This is a genomic window from Streptomyces sp. NPDC002671 (assembly GCF_053592475.1).
Genome location: NZ_JBSFVU010000007.1, coordinates 161556 through 178796 on the forward strand (window position 1 = coordinate 161556; position 17241 = coordinate 178796).

Genomic DNA, 17241 nt, shown 5'->3' on the forward strand with positions numbered 1-17241 from the left:
ACGCCACGGCCGGAAGCCCTGCCCTGCTGTCTGATCACGTGCCCTACGGACGCCCTCACCGACTGTCACGGAACGGGACCCATGCCTGCGGAATCCAAGGGGGAAGCCAGTACGGTCCGGCCCGCCTCGCCGCCGCTCACCGCGCGGCAGGAGGCCCGCCGCCGCCGGATCCTGCACGCGTGCGCCCAGTTGGCCAGCCGGGGCGGTTTCGACGCGGTGCAGATGCGGGAGGTCGCGGAGTCCTCCCAGGTGGCCCTGGGCACGCTCTACCGCTACTTCCCGTCCAAGGTGCATCTGCTGGTCGCCACCATGCAGGACCAGCTGGAGCACATGCACGGCACCCTGCGGAAGAAGCCCCCGGCGGGCGACACGGCCGCCGAGCGGGTCGCGGAGACCCTGATGCGGGCCTTCCGCGCCCTGCAGCGCGAACCGCACCTGGCCGACGCCATGGTCCGCGCCCTCACCTTCGCCGACCGCAGCGTGAGCCCCGAGGTGGACCAGGTCTCCCGCCAGACGACCCTGATCATCCTGGACGCGATGGGCCTGGAACACCCCACCCCGGAACAGCTCTCGGCGGTCCGCGTCATCGAACACACCTGGCACTCGGCCCTCATCACCTGGCTCTCGGGTCGCGCCTCGATCGCCCAGGTGAAGATCGACATCGAGACGGTGTGCCGCCTGATCGACCTGACGGAGCCGGGAACGGCGCCCTGAAGCGCGGACTCCGCTACTCCTCCGGCGGGTAGACCTACTCCTCCGGCGGGTAGACCGGTTCGCCGCTGCCCAGCAGCGTGATCATGATCGCCTCCACCGGGCAGCTCTCGGCCGCCGCGAGGACCTGTTCGCTCGCGTCGGTGTCCGGCTCGGCGGGGTGGGACTGGCGGGCGGAGTCGAGGCGGAAGCCGCCCGGGGCGTGGTGGACGCACTGCGCCGAGCCGATGCAGACGGAACGGTCGACCTCCACGTGCCAGCGGTCGCCCATCCCCTACGCCCCCGCCGGCAGGTGGATCATCTTGTGTTCCAGGTACGCGCTGTACCCCTCGGGCCCGAACTCCCGCCCCAGGCCCGAGTTCTTGTAGCCGCCGAACGGGCCCAGCATGTCCAGGCTGAAGGTGTTGACGGAGTAGGTGCCGGTGCGGACCTGCCTGGCCACCTCGATGCCGCGCTCGACGTCCGAGGTCCACACGCTGCCGGACAGGCCGTAGTCGGAGTCGTTCGCGATCCTCACGGCCTCGGCCTCGTCGCCGTACGGCAGCAGGCAGATCACCGGGCCGAAGATCTCCTCGCGGGCGATGCGCATGCTGTTGTCCACGTCGCCGAAGAGGGTCGGTTCGACGTACCAGCCGCGGTCCAGGCCCGCCGGACGGCCGCCGCCGGTGAGGATCTTGGCGCCCTCCTCCTGGCCGATGCGGATGTAGTCGAGGCTGCGCCGTTGCTGCCGCTCGGCGACCAGCGGGCCGACCTGGGTCGCGGGGTCCAGCGGGTCGCCGACCTTCAGCGCGTTCGCCGCCTGCGCGAAGGCCTCGGCGAACTCGTCGTAGCGGGAGCGCGGGACGAGGATGCGGGTCTGGGCGACGCAGGCCTGCCCGTTGTTCATCCAGGCCGCCGGGACGATGCCCGACACGGCCGCCGTCAGGTCCGCGTCCGGCAGCACAACCGCCGCCGACTTGCCGCCCAACTCCAGCGTCACGCGGGTGAGGTGGCGGGCGGCGACCTCCATCACACGCTTGCCGGCCGCGACCGAGCCGGTGAAGGAGACCTTGTCGACGCCGGGGTGCCCGACCAGGTACTCGCTGACCTCGCGGTCGGCGGGGAGGATCGACAGAACACCCTCCGGCAGGCCGGCTTCCCGGGCGATCTCGCCCAGCAGGTACGCGTCCAGCGGGGACTCCGGGGACGGCTTCAGTACGACCGTGCAGCCGCTCAGCAGCGCGGGTGCGAGCTTGGCGGCGGCCACGAACTGCGGGACGTTCCAGGGGACGACCGCCGCGACCACGCCGACCGGCTCACGTCGGACCAGGATCGGGCCGAGGACCCCGTCCCGGCGCTCCTCGTGCGTGAACTCCCCCGCGACCCGGATCGCCGCGTCCCACACCATCATCGCGCCGAGCGCCTGGGCGAGGACGCTCCAGGAGTACGGGGAGCCGTTCTCGGCGGAGATCACCCGGGCGAGCTCCTCGTGCCGGGCGAGGATGCCGTCCTTGATGCGCGTGACGACCTCGATCCGCTCCGCCGACGAGGCGCGCGGCCACGGGCCTTCGTCGAAGGCACGGCGCGCCACGGCCACGGCCCGGTCCACGTCCGCACGCGCGGCGTGCGGCACCCGGCCGATGACCTCCTCGGTGTGCGGGGAGACCACCTCGATGACGTCCCCGCCCAGGGGATCGGTCAACTCCCCACCGATGAACAGCTGTCCGTGCTCCACGAACTCAGTCATGGCCGACACCCTTTCTGACACTGTTTCAGAACTGATACCAGTTCTAGTCAAACTAGGCCAGACCTAGGGCCGGATGGGCCCTGACCAGCGGCTGGGCCGCTGGTCAGGGCTGTCGCGTCACTTGGTGCAGCCCGGCTTCGGGAAGTCCGTCGTGCTCGCGGGGTGGCCTCCGCCCTCCATGTTGGTGAGGAGCTTGGGAGCCGGGCCGTAGGGGTTCACGATGCGGGCGACGAAGCCGGCGCTCTTCGGCAGCGCGGGGTGCGCGCGGTTGACGACCCCTCCGAAGCGCGTGCCGTCACCGGCGTCCTTGAAGAACGCCGACGGCCCGTCGAGGCCGTTGCTCAGCACGGCGACGCTGCCGGCCCCGATGAACTGCTCCGTGATGATGGTGCAGCCCCGCGCGTCGGGGGTGCCGACCTTGGGCAGAACGTTGGCGTGCGTGCTGCCGTCGGCCGTCACGCGGAGTGTGGGGGTGGAGCCGTTGACACTCACCAGGCGCAGGGACAGGCCGCGTTGTTCGGCCGTGGTGTGGTTGCGGTCGAGCTTGGCCAGGACGCGGTACATGTAGGCGTCGCCCTGGCGCCAGTGCGCCGGTACCGCGCGGATCCAGGCCTCGGGACCGCCGGCGTGGGGGTCGTTGCGCAGGACGGCCACCATGTGCTGGCCGAGGGGGACGGCCTTGCCCGCGTAGCGGGCCTCCGGGTTGGCGGTGGACGTGACGGTGGTGGCGGCGGAGGCGGTCGCCGCGGGCAGTACGGCGGTGGCGCCCAGAGCACTCACGAGTACCGAGGCGGCGAGGAGCGAGCGGCGGGGGCGGGCGAATGCGTTCAGCATGAGGAATCCCCTTGAGCAGTGACCGGAGTGGACGAAATGATCCTATTGAGTGGAACTTCATATTCAGACCGGTGAATTGTCACCGGATATCAACAGGAATCGGAATTCCGATCTCCGTCGACGGGGCGGCTCGGGGTACCCGCGGCGGCGGTTCGGCGGGCCGTCTTTGCCGTGGACAATCTGACGCCTCATCAGTTCTAGTTATAGTGAGCAACGGCCGTGGGGCGGAGGACAGATGACGACGACGTTCGATCACGGCGGGGGCGTGCGGTCCGTGGCGGTGCCCATCCCGGACAACCCCCTCGGCCACACACTGGTGTATGTCGTGGCGACCGACCGCGGCCCGGTGCTGGTCGACACCGGATGGGACGACCCCGCGTCCTGGAACGCGCTCACGGCGGGGCTGACCGCCTGCGGCACGACGGTGTCGGACGTGTACGGCGTCGTCATCACGCATCACCACCCGGACCACCACGGCCTGTCGGCCAAGGTGCGCGAGGCATCCAGCGCGTGGGTGGCGATGCACGCCGCCGACACCGCGGTCGTGCGGCGCACCCGGGAGGCCCGGCCGGAACGCTGGTTCACTTACATGAGCACCAAACTCGAGGCTGCCGGCGCCCCCGAGGCACACCTGGCGCCGCTCCGCACCCCCCGCCCCCTGCCCGGCCTCTCCCCCGCCCTCCCGGACCGGGAAATCGTCCCAGGCGAACTCCTCGACCTGCCCGGCCGCAGGCTGCGCGCGATCTGGACCCCGGGCCACACGCCCGGCCATGTCTGCCTGCACCTGGAGGAGGAGCATCCGGCCCAACTCCCCGGCCATGGGCGCCTGTTCAGTGGCGACCACGTCCTGCCGGAGATCAGTCCGCACATCGGCCTGTACGAGGACCCCGACGACGCGACCGAGACCGATCCCCTCGGGGACTACCTCGACTCCCTGGAGCGGGTGGGCCGCCTGAAGCCGGCCGAAGTCCTCCCGGCCCACCAGTACGCCTTCACCGATGCACCGGGCCGGGTGCGGGAGTTGCTGGCCCACCACGCCGACCGGCTGGACGGCCTGCTGGCACTGCTCTCCGAGCCGCTCACCCCCTGGCAGCTGGCCCAGCGCATGGAGTGGAACCGGCCCTGGCCCGAAATCCCGTACGGCTCACGGAACATCGCGGTTTCGGAGGCCGAGGCGCATCTGCGGCGCCTGGTGAAGCTGGGGAGGGCGGAGGCCGTGGCGGGGAGTGAGCCGGTGGCGTACCGGGCGGTGTAGTTCCGCCGCACGAGGTCCTCGTGTTCAGGCGCGGGGGGCCGGGCCTGCGGCGTCCCCCGCCCGCTCCGCGGAGATGATCATCTCGGCGAGGTCGGCGAGGGCCGTCAGCTGGCGGGGGTTCATCTGCGGGGCGCGTGCGGCGAGCCGGACCAGGCCGCACTCGCGCAGCCGCACCAGCGGGTCCGCCTCGGCCCCCAGACCCTGCAGCACCGGCTTCAGGGCCTCGCACAGCGCCTCCGGCTCGTCGGCGGTGAAGAAGCCCGCCGGCAGGCCGAAGTACCGGCGCAGCCGGTCGGTGTGTTCCAGGCCGGGCATGCCGCTCTTGCGCCACTCGCTCAGCCACTGCCGGCTGGTCCCGGCGATCCTGGCCAGCTCGTCCAGCGAGTACCGCTTGCCGTCGGGACGGCGCCGGGTCTCGCGGATGAAGTCCAGCCGCTGCCGCACCCGTTCGGCCAGACAGGCCTCGGGTGCCCGGCCGCCGGAGAGCAGCGCTACGACGACGCCGACCGGGATGCCGGTGCGATGGGAGAGATCGGAGACGTCGAGCACCTCGGGCAGCCGCCCGGGGCTACCGGTCAACTCCCCCAGCAGGTCGAGCACTTCTGCCAGCGGGGCATAGGCGTCACTCACCGAGGTCCCCCCTGGGCAACGTCGTAGTCGGTTCGGTGGCTGGGCTCACGCGAGGCTACCCGGTCGCCCGTCCCGCTACCAGGCGCGGCAGGTTTCCCTGCCCAAAGAGGCAGCAATTGTTGACAGTTGATGGTGCGACGGGTGAGGATCAAGACACACAGAGCAAGAACAGAGCATGATCTGGCCCGCCTCGGGTGCCGCCTATGGGGGAGCGGCATCCGGGGCGTCACTCTGTCCGCCTTCTCCCATGAAGGTGAGCACCGATGGCGCAGCCTGTCCTTCTCCTCGGTGCGGAACAACGGGCCGAATATGGCGAGTTCACCCTGGCACGGATCGCCGCGGCGCATCCGGTGGTGCTGGTCGGCACGGACCCGCCACCCTGGGCGCGGCCCCTCCTGTCCGGGCACATCGCGGCCGACCCGCGCCACGAGATCCGGACGGCCAACGCGGTCACCCGGTACGCGGCCCGGCATCCGGTGCGCGGCCTGCTGACCTGGGGCAGGGAGCATCTGGTCACGGCGGCGCGGATCACCGAGCGGCTGGGGCTGCCCGGACTGCCGTACGAGACGGCCGCGGCCTGCACCGACCGGGCGTCGTTGGGCACGCTGCTGACCCGGCTCAACGGGCCGTCGGCCGGGGCGGAGGACATGGCGGGGCCGCTGGTCTTCGCCGAGACCGTGGTCCTGGACGACGAGGTCCGCATCGCCGCGCTCACCCGTACGGCACTGGGCCCGCCGCCCGCCCGGCTGCCTCTGCGGCACCAAGTGCACGCCCACGACGGGCTGTTGCACAACCCGTTCTGCCGCCAGGCCGTCGAGCGGACCGTTCGCGCCCTCGGCCTCTCCCACACCGTCGTACGCGTCGGCCTGCGGCTCACCGAGCGCGGCCCGCGTGTCGCCGACGTCGTCCCGCACCTCCCCGGCGATCTGGTCCCGCTGCTGGTCGAGCTGGCCACCGGCGTGGGCCTCGTGCGGGCCGCCGCGACCCTGGCCACCGGCCGCCACCCGGACCTGACCCCCACCCGGCAGCGGGCCGCCGCGATCCAGTTCGCCTACCCGGCCGCCACCGGCCGGCTGGCCCGACTGGACCTGGACCCCGCCGTCGCGCACGAGCCGTCCGCCGAGCGCATGCTCCTCACCAAGCGGGCCGGCGACGCGGTGACGGCGGCCCCGCACGCGAACGTCACCGACCGGCTCGCCCACTGGGTGGTGAGCGGCGACGACACCGACGAATGCGCGGAGGCCCTGCGCCGCATGGCCGGCCATCTGACCGCCGCGATCCTCCCGACGTCCGACTTGTTCGCAGCCTAGTCCCTCCGAAAGGCCAGCGAGCGAATCAACTCCACGGCGTCTCCGAGGAGTTCGACCTCTCGGCGGGTCATGGTCGGATTGCCGGCCCGACGTCGGCGGGCCTCGGCCAGGCCCGTCTCGGTGAGGTCGGACGGGTCGGCGAGCAGCGCGGTGAGCAGCGCGCGGGCGGGGTCGGCCAGGGGCTCGTCACCGACGGCGACCTGGGCGAGGATCACCGCGGACATCCCCCAGTCCAGACCCGGATGCCCGTCCTCGGCGTTGGACCAGTCGATGACCCGCGGCCCGTCCGGGGTCAGCATCACATTGTCCGGATGGAGGTCCAGGTGCAACACGCGGGCGCCTGGGTCACCGGCGTCCCGGCCCGGTACGGCATGCAGTTGCCGCAGCAACCGGGCGAGCAGCGCGCCCGCCTCCGCCGCGCCCGCCCGGCCCTCCACGAGCGCGCCCAGCAGGGTCGGCCCGGACAGCCGCTCCAGCACCAGGTCGGTGCGCGACCCGTCGGTCCGTACCCTCGGCACCGGATACCCGTGCCGCCGCACGTACGCCATCACGTCCGCCTCGGCCGCCGCGTTCCCCCAGCCCTCCCGGTCCCGGCGCAGCACCCACGCGTCGTCGATCTCGTACACATCGGCCGAGCGGCCCGATCCGATCAGTTTCCCCGTCACCGTCATGAGCGTGACCGTACTGCCCCGGCCCGGTGTGGCCACAGCCACTCCGAGCTGCCGCGGAGCTGCCGGTAAAGTGGCGGGGTCGTCATCACACCCGTACAGGGGGAAGCCGGTGTAATTCCGTCGCTGACCCTTCCCCAGCGCTCGAATCCGCTCACGCCGGGGAGACCCCAATCGTGAACCGTCGTCGCACGGTCAGCCGGACTGCCTCGCACGGGACGTTGACCGGCTCACGTGCGTCGGCGGCCCGCCGCGCACGGCACCGTCGAGGTTTACGGAGCCGAGCCGCCCGGGGTGTTCCCGTGCGCCGCCGGCTCCCCCCAGGGAGAGGCAGTCGCCGACCATGAACGTACGCCGCAGTGCCGCGGCTCTCGCCGCCGTAGGCGTGTTGGCCGCCGCCGCGCCCGCCACGGCCGCCGGAGCGTCCCCGTCCCCGACCCCGAAGGTCACCGTCCCCGCCGGGCTGTTCGGCAAGGCTGACCCGACCTACGACGGCGTGTGGCGCCAGTCGCTGGCCCTGCTCGCCCAGAAGACCCTCGGCGAACGGCCGGCCGCCTCGGCCATCGACTGGCTGATCGAGCAGCAGTGCCCCGAAGGAGGGTTCGCCGCCTTCCGTGCCGACCCGGCCAAGCCCTGCGGGGGCAAGGGCGCCTCGGCCGACACCAACAGCACGGCCGCCGCCATCCAGGCCCTGAACGCGCTCGGCGAGCACGACGGAGAGGTCGAAAAGGCGGTGTACTGGCTGAAGGGAATGCAGAACAAGGACGGCGGCTGGGCCTACTCGCCGGGCGCCCCCAGCGACACGAACTCCACCTCCCTCGTCATCGGCGCGCTCACCGTGGCCGGCCAGGACACGGCCCGGCTGCCCAACGACGGCGGGACGCCGTACGAGGCGCTGGCGCAGCTGTCCATCCCCTGCGCCCAGGACGGCGGTGGCGCGTTCGCGTACCAGCCGGACAAGAAGGGCAAACTGGTCGCCAACGCGGACGCCACGGCCGCCGGTGTGCTCGGCGCGCTCGGCAAGGGCTTCGTGACGACGGCCGGGAAGGCGCCCGCGAAGACCGCCTGCGCCACCGCCAAGAAGCAGACCCCGGCGCAGCTCGCACAGAACGCCGCCACGTACCTGGCCGGCACGGTCGCCAAGACCGGCTACCTGAAGTCCGCCCTGCCCGGCGCCACCGCCCAGCCCGACTACGGCAACACCGCGGACACGGTCGTCGCGCTCGCCGCGGCCGGCCGCATCGAGCAGGCGAAGAAGTCGTACGCCTGGCTGGAGAAGAACGCCACGAAGTGGGCGCAGCAGAGCGGCCCGGCCGCGTACGCCCAGCTGATCCTCGCCGCGCACGCGACCGGCGCCGAGCCGCGCGACTTCGGCGGCACCGACCTGGTCCGCGCGCTCGACGCGACGGGCCCCGCGCCTCAGCAGGCGAAGGCCACGGCCAAGCCCGCGAAGGAGAAGCGGAACGAGGACAGCTCGAAGACGAGCGTCTGGTGGATCGTCGGCGTGAGCCTCGTCGCGGGCATCGGCGTCGGCTTCCTGCTCAGCGGGCGCCGGAAGAAGCAGCAGCCGTGACCGCCGTCCGCCGTGCCGCGACCCTGCTCGTCGCCGCCGTTCTCCTGCTCGCCGGCGCCGTACAGGCGCAGGCCACCGGGTACCGCTACTGGTCGTTCTGGGAGCGCTCGGGCAGCCACTGGACGTACGCCACGCAGGGGCCGTCGACCGCCCGCCCCGACGACGGCGCCGTCGAGGGCTTCCGGTTCGCGGTGAGCGAGGACTCGGCCGACGCCAGCCGGCCGCGCGGCACGGCGGACTTCATCACCATCTGCGCCCACACCCCGGCCAAGCCGGGCACCAAACGGGTGGCCCTGGTCATCGACTTCGGCACACCCGAGGACGCCCCGTCCGGCGAGACCCCGCCCGCCGGACGCACGGCCTGCGCGCGCGTCTCCCCCGACGCGACGACGGCCGAGGCCCTCGCCCAGGTCGCCAAGCCCCTGCGCTACGACACGAACGCCCTGCTGTGCGCGATCGCCGGGTATCCGGCGAAGGGGTGCGGGGAGCAGGTGTCGTCGGGAGAGACGGGCAAGAAGGGCAGTACGCCCGCGAAGAGGACCCCGGAGTCGTCCCCGAAGAAGGACAGCGGCCCTTCCCTGGGCCTGCCGATCGGAGCGGGCGTGGTCGCGCTGCTCGCGGGCGCGGCGATATGGCAGGCCCGCAGGCGCCGTCGTGCCTAGCCGTACGCCGTCGTACGTCCCCGGTCGCGGGCACAGCAGCACGGTTCACCCCGGCGCCTGGTGGCTCTGGGCCCTCTCGCTCGGTACCGCGGCCACCCGCACCACCAACCCCCTCCTCCTCGGCCTCCTCGTCGCCGCATCCGGCTACGTCGTGGCCACGCACCGCTCCAGCGCCCCCTGGTCCCGCTCCTACACGGCGTTCGCCAGGCTCGGCGCCGCCGTTCTGCTCATCCGCCTCGTCTTCGCGGTCGTCCTCGGCTCCCCCATCCCCGGCTCGCACATCCTCCTCACGCTCCCCGAAGTCCCGCTCCCGCACTGGGCGCAGGGCATCCGCCTGGGCGGCGAGGTCACCGCGGAGGCGCTCGTCTTCGCCTGCTACGACGGCCTGAAGCTGGCCACCCTCCTGATCTGCGTGGGCGCCGCGAACGCCCTCGCGAGCCCCACCCGGCTGCTGAAGTCCCTGCCCGGCGCGCTGTACGAGACGGGCGTGGCCGTGGTCGTCGCGCTCACCTTCGCGCCGCATCTCGTCGCCGACGTCCAGCGGTTGCGCGCCGCGCGCCGGCTGCGCGGCCGGCCGGACCGGGGCGTGCGCGGTCTGCTCCAGGTCGGACTGCCGGTCCTGGAGGGCGCGTTGGAGCGCTCGGTCGCGCTCGCCGCCGCGATGGAGGCCCGCGGCTACGGCCGCAGCGCAGACGTCCCCGCCGCCGTACGCCGTACGACGGCCGCGCTCACCCTCGGCGGGCTGCTCGGCGTGTGCGCGGGCACGTACGGGCTGCTCACCGCGGAGGGCGGCACGTACGGGCTGCCGGTGCTGCTGGCCGGGGTCGCCGCCGCGCTGGCGGGGCTGCGGCTGGGCGGTCGCCGCTCGCTGCGCACCCGGTACCGGCCCGACCCGTGGGGCGGGCGCGCCTGGCTGGTGGCGGGTTCGGGGGCCGCGGTCGCCGCGCTGCTCACGCTGGCCTCCGCCCAGGATCCGGACGCGCTGCATCCCGGGGTCGTACCCCTGGTCGCGCCGACCCTCCCCGTGTGGCCCGCCGCGGCCGTACTGCTCGCCCTGCTGCCCGCCTTCGTCGTCCCCCAGGGCCCCAAGGAGCCGTCGTGATCCGCTTCGAGGATGTCAGCGTGACGTACGAGGGCGCGGCCGAACCCACCGTGCGCGGCGTGGACTTCGAGGTGCCCGAGGGTGAACTCGTGCTGCTGGTCGGCCCGTCCGGGGTCGGGAAGTCGACCGTGCTGGGCGCGGTCAGCGGGCTGGTGCCGCACTTCACCGGCGGGACCCTGAGCGGCCGGGTCACCGTGGCCGGGCGGGACACCCGCACGCACAAGCCGCGCGAACTGGCCGACGTCGTCGGCACGGTGGGGCAGGATCCGCTCGCGCACTTCGTGACCGACACCGTGGAGGACGAACTCGCCTACGGCATGGAGTCGTTGGGCCTTGCCCCGGAGGTGATGCGGCGCCGGGTGGAGGAGACCCTCGACCTGCTGGGCCTGGCCGGGCTGCGCGACCGTCCGATCGCCACGCTGTCCGGCGGGCAGCGGCAGCGGGTCGCGATCGGCTCGGTCCTCACCCCGCACCCCCGGGTGCTGGTCCTCGACGAGCCGACCTCGGCACTCGACCCGGCCGCGGCCGAGGAGGTGCTGGCGGTGCTGCAACGCCTGGTCCACGACCTCGGCACGACGGTCCTGCTGGCCGAGCACCGTCTGGAGCGGGTCGTCCACTACGCCGACCGCGTCGTCCTGCTGCCCGCCCCCGGCGCGGCCTCGGTCCTCGGCACCCCGTCCGAGGTGATGGCCGTCTCCCCGGTGTGCCCACCGGTGGTGGACCTGGGCCGCCTCGCGGGCTGGGACCCCCTGCCCCTGACCGTCCGGGACGCCCGCCGCCGCGCGGGTGCCCTGCGGGCACGCCTCGCGGACCGGATCCCTTCCCAGGCCCGGCGCCCGACCGCCCCTCCCCCTGTCTCCGCCTCCGCCCCGCTCAAGCCGGCCCGCGCACGTCTCTTCCGGCGCGCCGTGCCCGAGCCGGAGCCCTCGCGGACCGCCGAGGTCCGCGCCCTCGCCGTCCGCCGGGGCGGGGTCGACGCCCTGCGACGGGTCGATCTGGCCGTGGCCCCTGGGGAGACGGTCGCGCTGATGGGCCGTAACGGGGCCGGGAAGTCCACGCTGCTCGGTTCCCTGGTCGGGCTGGTGGAGCCGACCTCGGGCACGGTCCGCGTCGGCGGAGCCGTACCGCACCGCACCGCGCCGCGCGAACTCGTGCGCCGGGTCGGTCTCGTCCCGCAGGAACCGCGCGACCTGCTGTACGCCGACACGGTGGGCGCCGAGTGCGAGGCCGCCGACCGGGACGCGGAGGCCGAGCCGGGCACCTGCCGGGCCCTGGTGTCCGAGCTGCTGCCGGGCATCACGGACGACACGCATCCGCGTGACCTCTCCGAGGGGCAGCGCCTGACGCTCGCCCTGGCCGTCGTCCTGACCGCGCGCCCGCCCCTGCTCCTGCTGGACGAGCCGACACGCGGCCTGGACTACGCGGCGAAGGCACGCCTGGTCGCCGTACTGCGCGAGCTGGCCGCCGCGGGGCACGCGATCGTGCTGGCCACCCATGACGTGGAACTGGCGGCCGAGCTCGCCCACCGGGTGGTGCTGCTCGCCGAGGGCGAGGTGATCGCCGACGGGCCGACGGCGGAGATAGTCGTGTCCTCCCCGTCCTTCGCCCCGCAGGTGACGAAGATCCTGGCCCCGCAGGAGTGGCTGACGGTCGCCGAGGTGCGGGAGGCGCTGGCGTGAGCACCGAGCGAGCCCGCGGCACCGAGCCGGCCCGCGCCGCCCGCCCCGTCCGCCTCGGCCCCCGCTCCGTCGCGGCCCTGGTCCTGACCGGCGCCGTCGGGGTCGTCGCCTTCGGCTGGCCGTTTCTCGCCCCGCCCGGCTCGCAACTGAGCGCTCACGCCCAGGACGCGCCCTGGCTGTTCGCGGGGCTGCTGGCGCTGCTGGTCGCGGTCGTGGCGGCGACGATCTCCGAGTCGGACCTCGGCCCGAAGGCCGTCGCCATGCTGGGCGTGCTGGCCGCGACCGGGGCCGCGCTGCGCCCGGTCGGCGCGGGCACGGCGGGGATCGAGCCGATGTTCTTCCTGATGGTGCTCAGCGGGCGGGTCCTGGGCCCGGGCTTCGGCTTCGCGCTGGGCTCGGTGACGATGTTCGCCTCCGCGCTGCTCACGGGCGGGGTGGGCCCGTGGCTGCCGTTCCAGATGCTGGCGATGGGCTGGTTCACCATGGGCGCCGGGCTGCTCCCGGCGCCGTACCGCCTGCGCGGTCGTGCCGAACTGCTCCTGCTCGCCGGGTACGGCGCTGTCGCCGCCCTCGCCTACGGCACGGTCATGAACCTGGCCGGCTGGCCCTTCATGGGCGCCCTGGCCTCGAACATCGCCTTCGACCCGCACGCCGCGGTCCCCGCCAACCTGGCCCGTTTCCTCGCGTACTGCCTGGCCACGTCCCTCGGCTGGGACCTGGGCCGGGCCGTCTGCACGGTGGTTCTCACGCTCGCGCTCGGCCCGGCGCTGCTGCGCGCGCTGCGCCGGGCCACGCGCCGGGCCGCTTTCGAGACCGCGGTCACATTCGACGCTCCCGGTGCGTGAGGGTCCGTATCCGGACGGTCGGCGAACCGGTGAAGCAGCCCACATGACGCACGTCACCTACGACCCGGGCTCGTAGTCCCATTTGTCCGATACATCCGTTCTGACACCTCGTCCGACCTGCACATTGAGACCCACGCCACACAACGGACGAGGCACGCCGATCCGGCCACAACTAGTAATAGGGGGCATTGCGGACCGGTCGCGAGCCTGTTTCTCTTGAGCTCGTCGCCAGGCGCCACGAGCCCAAACGGGCCGCGGCGCCGACGTATGGGACCACGGCACAACACCTGGTTCACGGCATACGGGCGATCCCCTGTCCCCGACGCAAGAGGTTCTCCGTGTCCGTCTCCTTCATCCGTCGCATCGCTTCCCCGAAGAAGGCCCTCACCACCGCCGCCGTGGCCGCCGCCACCGCCGGCCTGGCTCTGACCGCGGCGCCCGCCCAGGCCGCCACGACGTCGGCCTCCTCCGCCCAGGCGATCGCGCACAGGATGATCCCGGACGCCGCGCAGTACAACGCGTTCAGCAAGATCGTGGAGCACGAGAGTGGCTGGAACATCTCCGCCACCAACAGCTCCTCCGGCGCCTACGGCCTGGTCCAGGCCCTGCCGGGCTCCAAGATGTCCGCCGCCGGTTCCGACTGGAAGACCAACCCGGCCACCCAGATCAAGTGGGGCCTGGACTACATGAACTCCCGCTACGGCAGCCCGGCCCAGGCCTGGTCCTTCTGGCAGGCGAACGGCTGGTACTAAGCCGTTCCGCCGGCGAACCACCGAGCGATCTTCGGCAGCGCCGCGACGTACGACCCCACGTGGTCGACGTCCCCCTGATTCAGCACCCGCACCCTCGCACCCTCCTGGGCGAGGGTGCGCGCGCATGTCCGGGCGTTGCCGATCGGCACGTCCGTGTCCTTGTCACTCGCTGCTCCTTCACATGGGGGCGAGCTGCCGGACGTCCCTTTCCTCGTGGGCGACGACGGCGACGGCGACGACCGACGACGAGGAAGTAGGAGATTTGAAGTGCTCTCTCGGCTGAAGCCGGGAGATTCCCACCTACCTTGCGGCGACGGGCTTGACGCCACGAGTGCGCCTGACGACTGCCCTCCCGGCAGCCGGGATCGCCAGGTGGCCGATCCGGTACAGGTGCAAGATGTTCCGGGCTGCGTTCCAGTCGGCGTTCGCTTCAAAGCCGCAGTCGGGGTTCTTGTGCCGCCGCGCTGGGCCAGCTTGTACGTCAGCATCGCGACCGTGCGGCCCCACGCCTCTTGGCTGATGGAGCGGTTGAGCCCGGCCTTCTGTGCGACGTTCTTCCCCGGCTCTTCGACGGTGCCCCGGGCGGACTTGACCATGTTCGTGATGTTGAGCTGTTCGACCACCACGGTGCCGTACTGGTCGGCGATGCGGGTGGTGGTCTTGTGCTGCCAGTCAACGGCCCGGCGCGTGGCTGTTGCGCGGAGCTGCTTGATCTGGTCGTAGGTGTTGCGTAGGCGATTCGAGGTGCGTTTGCCCGGTTTGCGGAAGCTCTTGCGGTGCGCGGCGCGCTGCTCCAGGCACAGGAGCTTGGCCTTCTCCTGGGGGGTCAGCCACTTGTCGCGGTCGGCGGTGCCGTCCAGCGCGTCCTTCACCAGCCGTGCGCCGGTGATCCGGTTGTCCTTGTTGGCTCGTTTACCCACGGGGAGTGCCTTGGTCCAGCGGAAACGGACCCGGCCCACCTTGGGGATGTTGACCATGCCCCAGCGGCGGTGCACGCGGACGATGTTCAAGTCCCGGCCCTGCGGAACGTCCACCGACATGACGGAGTGGATGCGGGACTCGTTTGGTCTATGTCACCGCGATGGAATCCGAATCCCGACGTACGCACTGGCCGTCACGTTGCCTACGAGTGCACCTGCTGATGCACTACCCGCCCAAGGTTCAGCTCTCCAAGCTGGTCAACAGCCTCAAGGGTGTCTCGGCCCGCAGGCTCCGCCAGGAGTACGACAGCCTTGAGATGCGCTTCACCTCCGCCCTGGGCAGAGCACTACGCGAGATCAAAGGTAGAACAACCGCTGATGTCGTTGACCCGCCCGTCGGTGAGCGTGGGACCGAACACTATGGACACACGCTTCGCCGGGACATCCGATGATCCCCCGTCCGTGATGGGGTTGTCCTCACCCTGTCCGTCCGGCGACCCAGAGGAACGATGACGACACCTGCCACAGCACCCCCGGACCCGGACGCACGCGGGGTCCGCCTGGTGGCCGTACTCCTCGTACTGACCGTGGTGAGCGGCCTGATCGACGCGGCGAGCTACCTGGGCCTGGGCCACGTCTTCACGGCGAACATGACGGGCAACGTGGTGGTCCTGGGCTTCGCCGCGGCAGGCGCCCCCGGCTTCTCGGTCCCCCACACGGCAACGTCTCTTTCCTGCTTTCTCCTCGGCGCGGTGACCGGCGGCCGGGTGGCGGCCCGCTACGGCAAGGGCCTGCGCCGCACCTGGGCCCGCGTGACGCTGGCGGCGGAGGCGGTCCTGGTGGCCGCGTCGGCGGCGGTCGCCTTCACCTGGCCGTCCGCCCCGGCCACCCGCTACGCCCTGATCGCCCTGACGGCCTTCGCCATGGGCCTGCGCAACGCGACGATCCGCAAACTGGGCGTCCCCGACCTCACCACCACGGTCCTCACGATGACCCTGACCGGCCTGGCCTCCGACTCCCGCCTGGGCGACGGAACCGGCCACCGCTCCCCCCGCCGCACGGCCGCGGTACTCGCGATGGCGTCCGGCGGCTGCCTGGGCGCGTGGCTGGTCCTCCACCACGGCCTGGGCATCCCGCTGCTGCTCGCGGCGGCGCTGTCGGGGGTACTGGCGGTGGTGGCTTCGGGACGGGAGTGAGTACGGCAGATTCCGCCGGTGTGAGGCAAGTTGAAGCAGCAGCTGCCCGCCGCCGTCAAAGCCGCTGGATGATCGTCCCGGTGGCCAGTGCGCCGCCCGCGCACATCGTGATCAGCGCGAACTCCTTGTCCGTGCGCTCCAGTTCATGCAGGGCGGTGGTGATGAGGCGGGCGCCCGTCGCGCCGACCGGGTGGCCGAGGGCGATGGCGCCGCCGTTCACGTTGACCTTCGCCAGGTCCTGCTCGAAGACCCGGGTCCAGCTCAACACCACGGATGCGAAAGCCTCGTTGATCTCCACGAGGTCGATGTCCTTGAGGGACATGCCCGCCTTGCCCAGCACCGCACGGGTCGCGTCGATGGGGCCGTCCAGGTGGAAGTGCGGGTCGGCGCCCACCAGGGCCTGGGCGACGATCCGTGCCCTCGGCTTCAGCTTCAGGGCGCGGGCCATCCGCTTCGACGCCCACATGATCGCCGCGGCCCCGTCCGAGATCTGCGACGCGTTGCCCGCCGTGTGAATCGCCGTCGGCATGACCGGCTTCAGGCCCGCCAGCGCCTCCATCGACGTGTCCCGCAGCCCCTCGTCCTTGTCGACGAGCCGCCACATGCCCTGACCGGCGTGCTGCTCCTCCTCCGTCGTGGGCACCTGCACCGCGAAGGTCTCCCGCTTGAAACGTTCCTCCGCCCAGGCGTTGGCCGCCCGTTCCTGTGACAACACCCCCAGCGCGTCCACGTTCTCCCGCGTCAGGCCCCGGCGGCGGGCGATGCGTTCGGCCGCCTCGAACTGGTTGGGGAGGTCGACGTTCCACTCGTCCGGGAAGGGCTTGCCGGGGCCGTGCTTCGAGCCGGAGCCCAGCGGCACCCGCGACATCGCCTCGACCCCGCAGCTGATCCCCACGTCGATCACGCCCGCCGCGACCATGTTGGCCACCATGTGCGAGGCCTGCTGGGAGGAACCGCACTGGCAGTCGACCGTCGTCGCCGCCGTCTCGTAGGGCAGGCCCATCGCCAGCCAGGCGGTGCGCGCGGGATTCATGGACTGTTCGCCGGCGTGGGTCACGGTGCCGCCGACGATCTGCTCGACGGCGTCGGCGGGCATGCCCGTGCGGCCGAGGAGTTCACGGTAGGTCTCGCCCAGGAGGTAGGCGGGGTGCAGATTGGCGAGCGCGCCGCCGCGCTTGCCGATGGGGGTGCGTACGGCTTCGACGATCACGGGTTCGGCGGCCATGGGTGCGGGTCCTCTCCGAGAGGGCTCTCCTCCAGAACTGAAGAACTGGTACGTGTTCTAGTTCTTTAGTGCAGTCTGCTGACGTGATGTCCATCACCGCAAGGGTCTTGCAGGTGCCGAAGCCGCAATCTGCACGAATTCCGCACCGATTGG

The 17241-nt window shown here is 72.2% G+C and carries 17 protein-coding genes and 2 pseudogenes; 11 read left to right on the forward strand and 8 right to left on the reverse strand.

What is annotated here, in order from left to right; all coding sequences use genetic code 11:
- Positions 1-81: 81 nt before the first annotated feature.
- Entirely contained in the window at positions 82-714 is a 633-nt protein-coding gene (locus tag ACWD35_RS12930; protein WP_451351240.1) for a TetR family transcriptional regulator, read from the forward strand.
- A 34-nt stretch (positions 715-748) separates the two neighbouring features.
- Here the strand turns inward: ACWD35_RS12930 and ACWD35_RS12935 are convergent, their stop codons facing one another.
- The 3 genes from ACWD35_RS12935 to ACWD35_RS12945 form a co-directional block, all read right to left on the reverse strand.
- On the reverse strand, positions 749-982 hold the full coding sequence (locus ACWD35_RS12935) for a ferredoxin (RefSeq protein ID WP_451351241.1): 234 nt from the start codon (positions 980-982) through the stop codon (positions 749-751).
- 3 nt (positions 983-985) lie between these two features.
- Complete coding sequence (locus ACWD35_RS12940; RefSeq protein WP_451351242.1) at positions 986-2437, reverse strand: aldehyde dehydrogenase; 1452 nt, start codon at positions 2435-2437, stop codon at positions 986-988.
- Between the two features lie 117 nt (positions 2438-2554).
- Positions 2555-3271: a hypothetical protein gene (locus tag ACWD35_RS12945; protein ID WP_451351243.1), complete on the reverse strand. Its 717-nt coding sequence runs from the start codon at positions 3269-3271 to the stop codon at positions 2555-2557.
- Between the two features lie 235 nt (positions 3272-3506).
- Between ACWD35_RS12945 and ACWD35_RS12950 the strand changes: the two genes are divergently transcribed.
- A complete protein-coding gene (locus tag ACWD35_RS12950; protein WP_451351244.1) occupies positions 3507-4526 on the forward strand; it encodes an MBL fold metallo-hydrolase in 1020 nt (339 codons plus the stop codon).
- 24 nt (positions 4527-4550) lie between these two features.
- On the opposite strand, the gene ACWD35_RS12955 is transcribed toward ACWD35_RS12950, so the two are convergent.
- Entirely contained in the window at positions 4551-5156 is a 606-nt protein-coding gene (locus ACWD35_RS12955) for an XRE family transcriptional regulator (protein WP_451351245.1), read from the reverse strand.
- Between the two features lie 263 nt (positions 5157-5419).
- On the opposite strand from ACWD35_RS12955, the gene ACWD35_RS12960 reads away from it, so the two are divergent.
- Positions 5420-6466, forward strand: a complete 1047-nt coding sequence (locus ACWD35_RS12960) for a hypothetical protein (RefSeq protein ID WP_451351246.1) — start codon at positions 5420-5422, stop codon at positions 6464-6466.
- Here the strand turns inward: ACWD35_RS12960 and ACWD35_RS12965 are convergent.
- Positions 6463-7137 (reverse strand): phosphotransferase, encoded by a 675-nt coding sequence (locus tag ACWD35_RS12965; RefSeq protein ID WP_451351247.1) that lies wholly within the window; start codon positions 7135-7137, stop codon positions 6463-6465. The two genes, ACWD35_RS12960 and ACWD35_RS12965, sit on opposite strands and share 4 nt — an antisense overlap.
- 340 nt (positions 7138-7477) lie before the next feature.
- Here ACWD35_RS12965 and ACWD35_RS12970 point away from each other — a divergent pair, with 340 nt between their 5' ends.
- The 6 genes from ACWD35_RS12970 (at position 7478) to ACWD35_RS12995 (ending at position 13747) form a co-directional block, all read left to right on the forward strand.
- Positions 7478-8707, forward strand: a complete 1230-nt coding sequence (locus tag ACWD35_RS12970) for a prenyltransferase/squalene oxidase repeat-containing protein (protein ID WP_451351248.1) — start codon at positions 7478-7480, stop codon at positions 8705-8707.
- Positions 8704-9369 carry an SCO2322 family protein gene (locus ACWD35_RS12975; protein WP_451351249.1) on the forward strand — a complete coding sequence of 222 codons (666 nt, stop codon included), beginning with the start codon at positions 8704-8706 and terminating at the stop codon, positions 9367-9369. The genes ACWD35_RS12970 and ACWD35_RS12975 overlap by 4 nt, the downstream gene beginning before the upstream one ends.
- Positions 9362-10471 (forward strand): energy-coupling factor transporter transmembrane component T, encoded by a 1110-nt coding sequence (locus ACWD35_RS12980; RefSeq protein ID WP_451351250.1) that lies wholly within the window; start codon positions 9362-9364, stop codon positions 10469-10471. The genes ACWD35_RS12975 and ACWD35_RS12980 overlap by 8 nt, the downstream gene beginning before the upstream one ends.
- Positions 10468-12150: an ABC transporter ATP-binding protein gene (locus tag ACWD35_RS12985; RefSeq protein ID WP_451351251.1), complete on the forward strand. Its 1683-nt coding sequence runs from the start codon at positions 10468-10470 to the stop codon at positions 12148-12150. The genes ACWD35_RS12980 and ACWD35_RS12985 overlap by 4 nt, the downstream gene beginning before the upstream one ends.
- Entirely contained in the window at positions 12147-12995 is an 849-nt protein-coding gene (locus ACWD35_RS12990) for an ECF transporter S component (protein ID WP_451351252.1), read from the forward strand. Before ACWD35_RS12985 ends, ACWD35_RS12990 begins: the two co-directional genes overlap by 4 nt.
- Before the next feature lie 338 nt (positions 12996-13333).
- Complete coding sequence (locus tag ACWD35_RS12995) at positions 13334-13747, forward strand: aggregation-promoting factor C-terminal-like domain-containing protein (protein ID WP_451351253.1); 414 nt, start codon at positions 13334-13336, stop codon at positions 13745-13747.
- Here ACWD35_RS12995 and ACWD35_RS13000 read toward each other — a convergent pair.
- Together ACWD35_RS13000 and ACWD35_RS13005 are read right to left on the reverse strand one after the other, a co-directional pair.
- On the reverse strand, positions 13744-13896 hold the full coding sequence (locus tag ACWD35_RS13000; RefSeq protein WP_451351254.1) for a hypothetical protein: 153 nt from the start codon (positions 13894-13896) through the stop codon (positions 13744-13746). The genes ACWD35_RS12995 and ACWD35_RS13000 overlap by 4 nt on opposite strands.
- A gap of 151 nt (positions 13897-14047) precedes the next feature.
- Positions 14048-14814, reverse strand: a pseudogene (locus ACWD35_RS13005) (RNA-guided endonuclease TnpB family protein); the annotation flags it as partial.
- Between the two features lie 62 nt (positions 14815-14876).
- Here ACWD35_RS13005 and ACWD35_RS13010 point away from each other — a divergent pair.
- Positions 14877-14972, forward strand: a pseudogene (locus ACWD35_RS13010) (transposase); the annotation flags it as partial.
- A gap of 204 nt (positions 14973-15176) precedes the next feature.
- Positions 15177-15863 (forward strand): YoaK family protein, encoded by a 687-nt coding sequence (locus ACWD35_RS13015; RefSeq protein ID WP_451351255.1) that lies wholly within the window; start codon positions 15177-15179, stop codon positions 15861-15863.
- Positions 15864-15918: 55 nt separating this feature from the next.
- On the opposite strand, the gene ACWD35_RS13020 is transcribed toward ACWD35_RS13015, so the two are convergent.
- Entirely contained in the window at positions 15919-17088 is a 1170-nt protein-coding gene (locus tag ACWD35_RS13020; RefSeq protein ID WP_451351256.1) for a steroid 3-ketoacyl-CoA thiolase, read from the reverse strand.
- Positions 17089-17241: the final 153 nt, after the last annotated feature.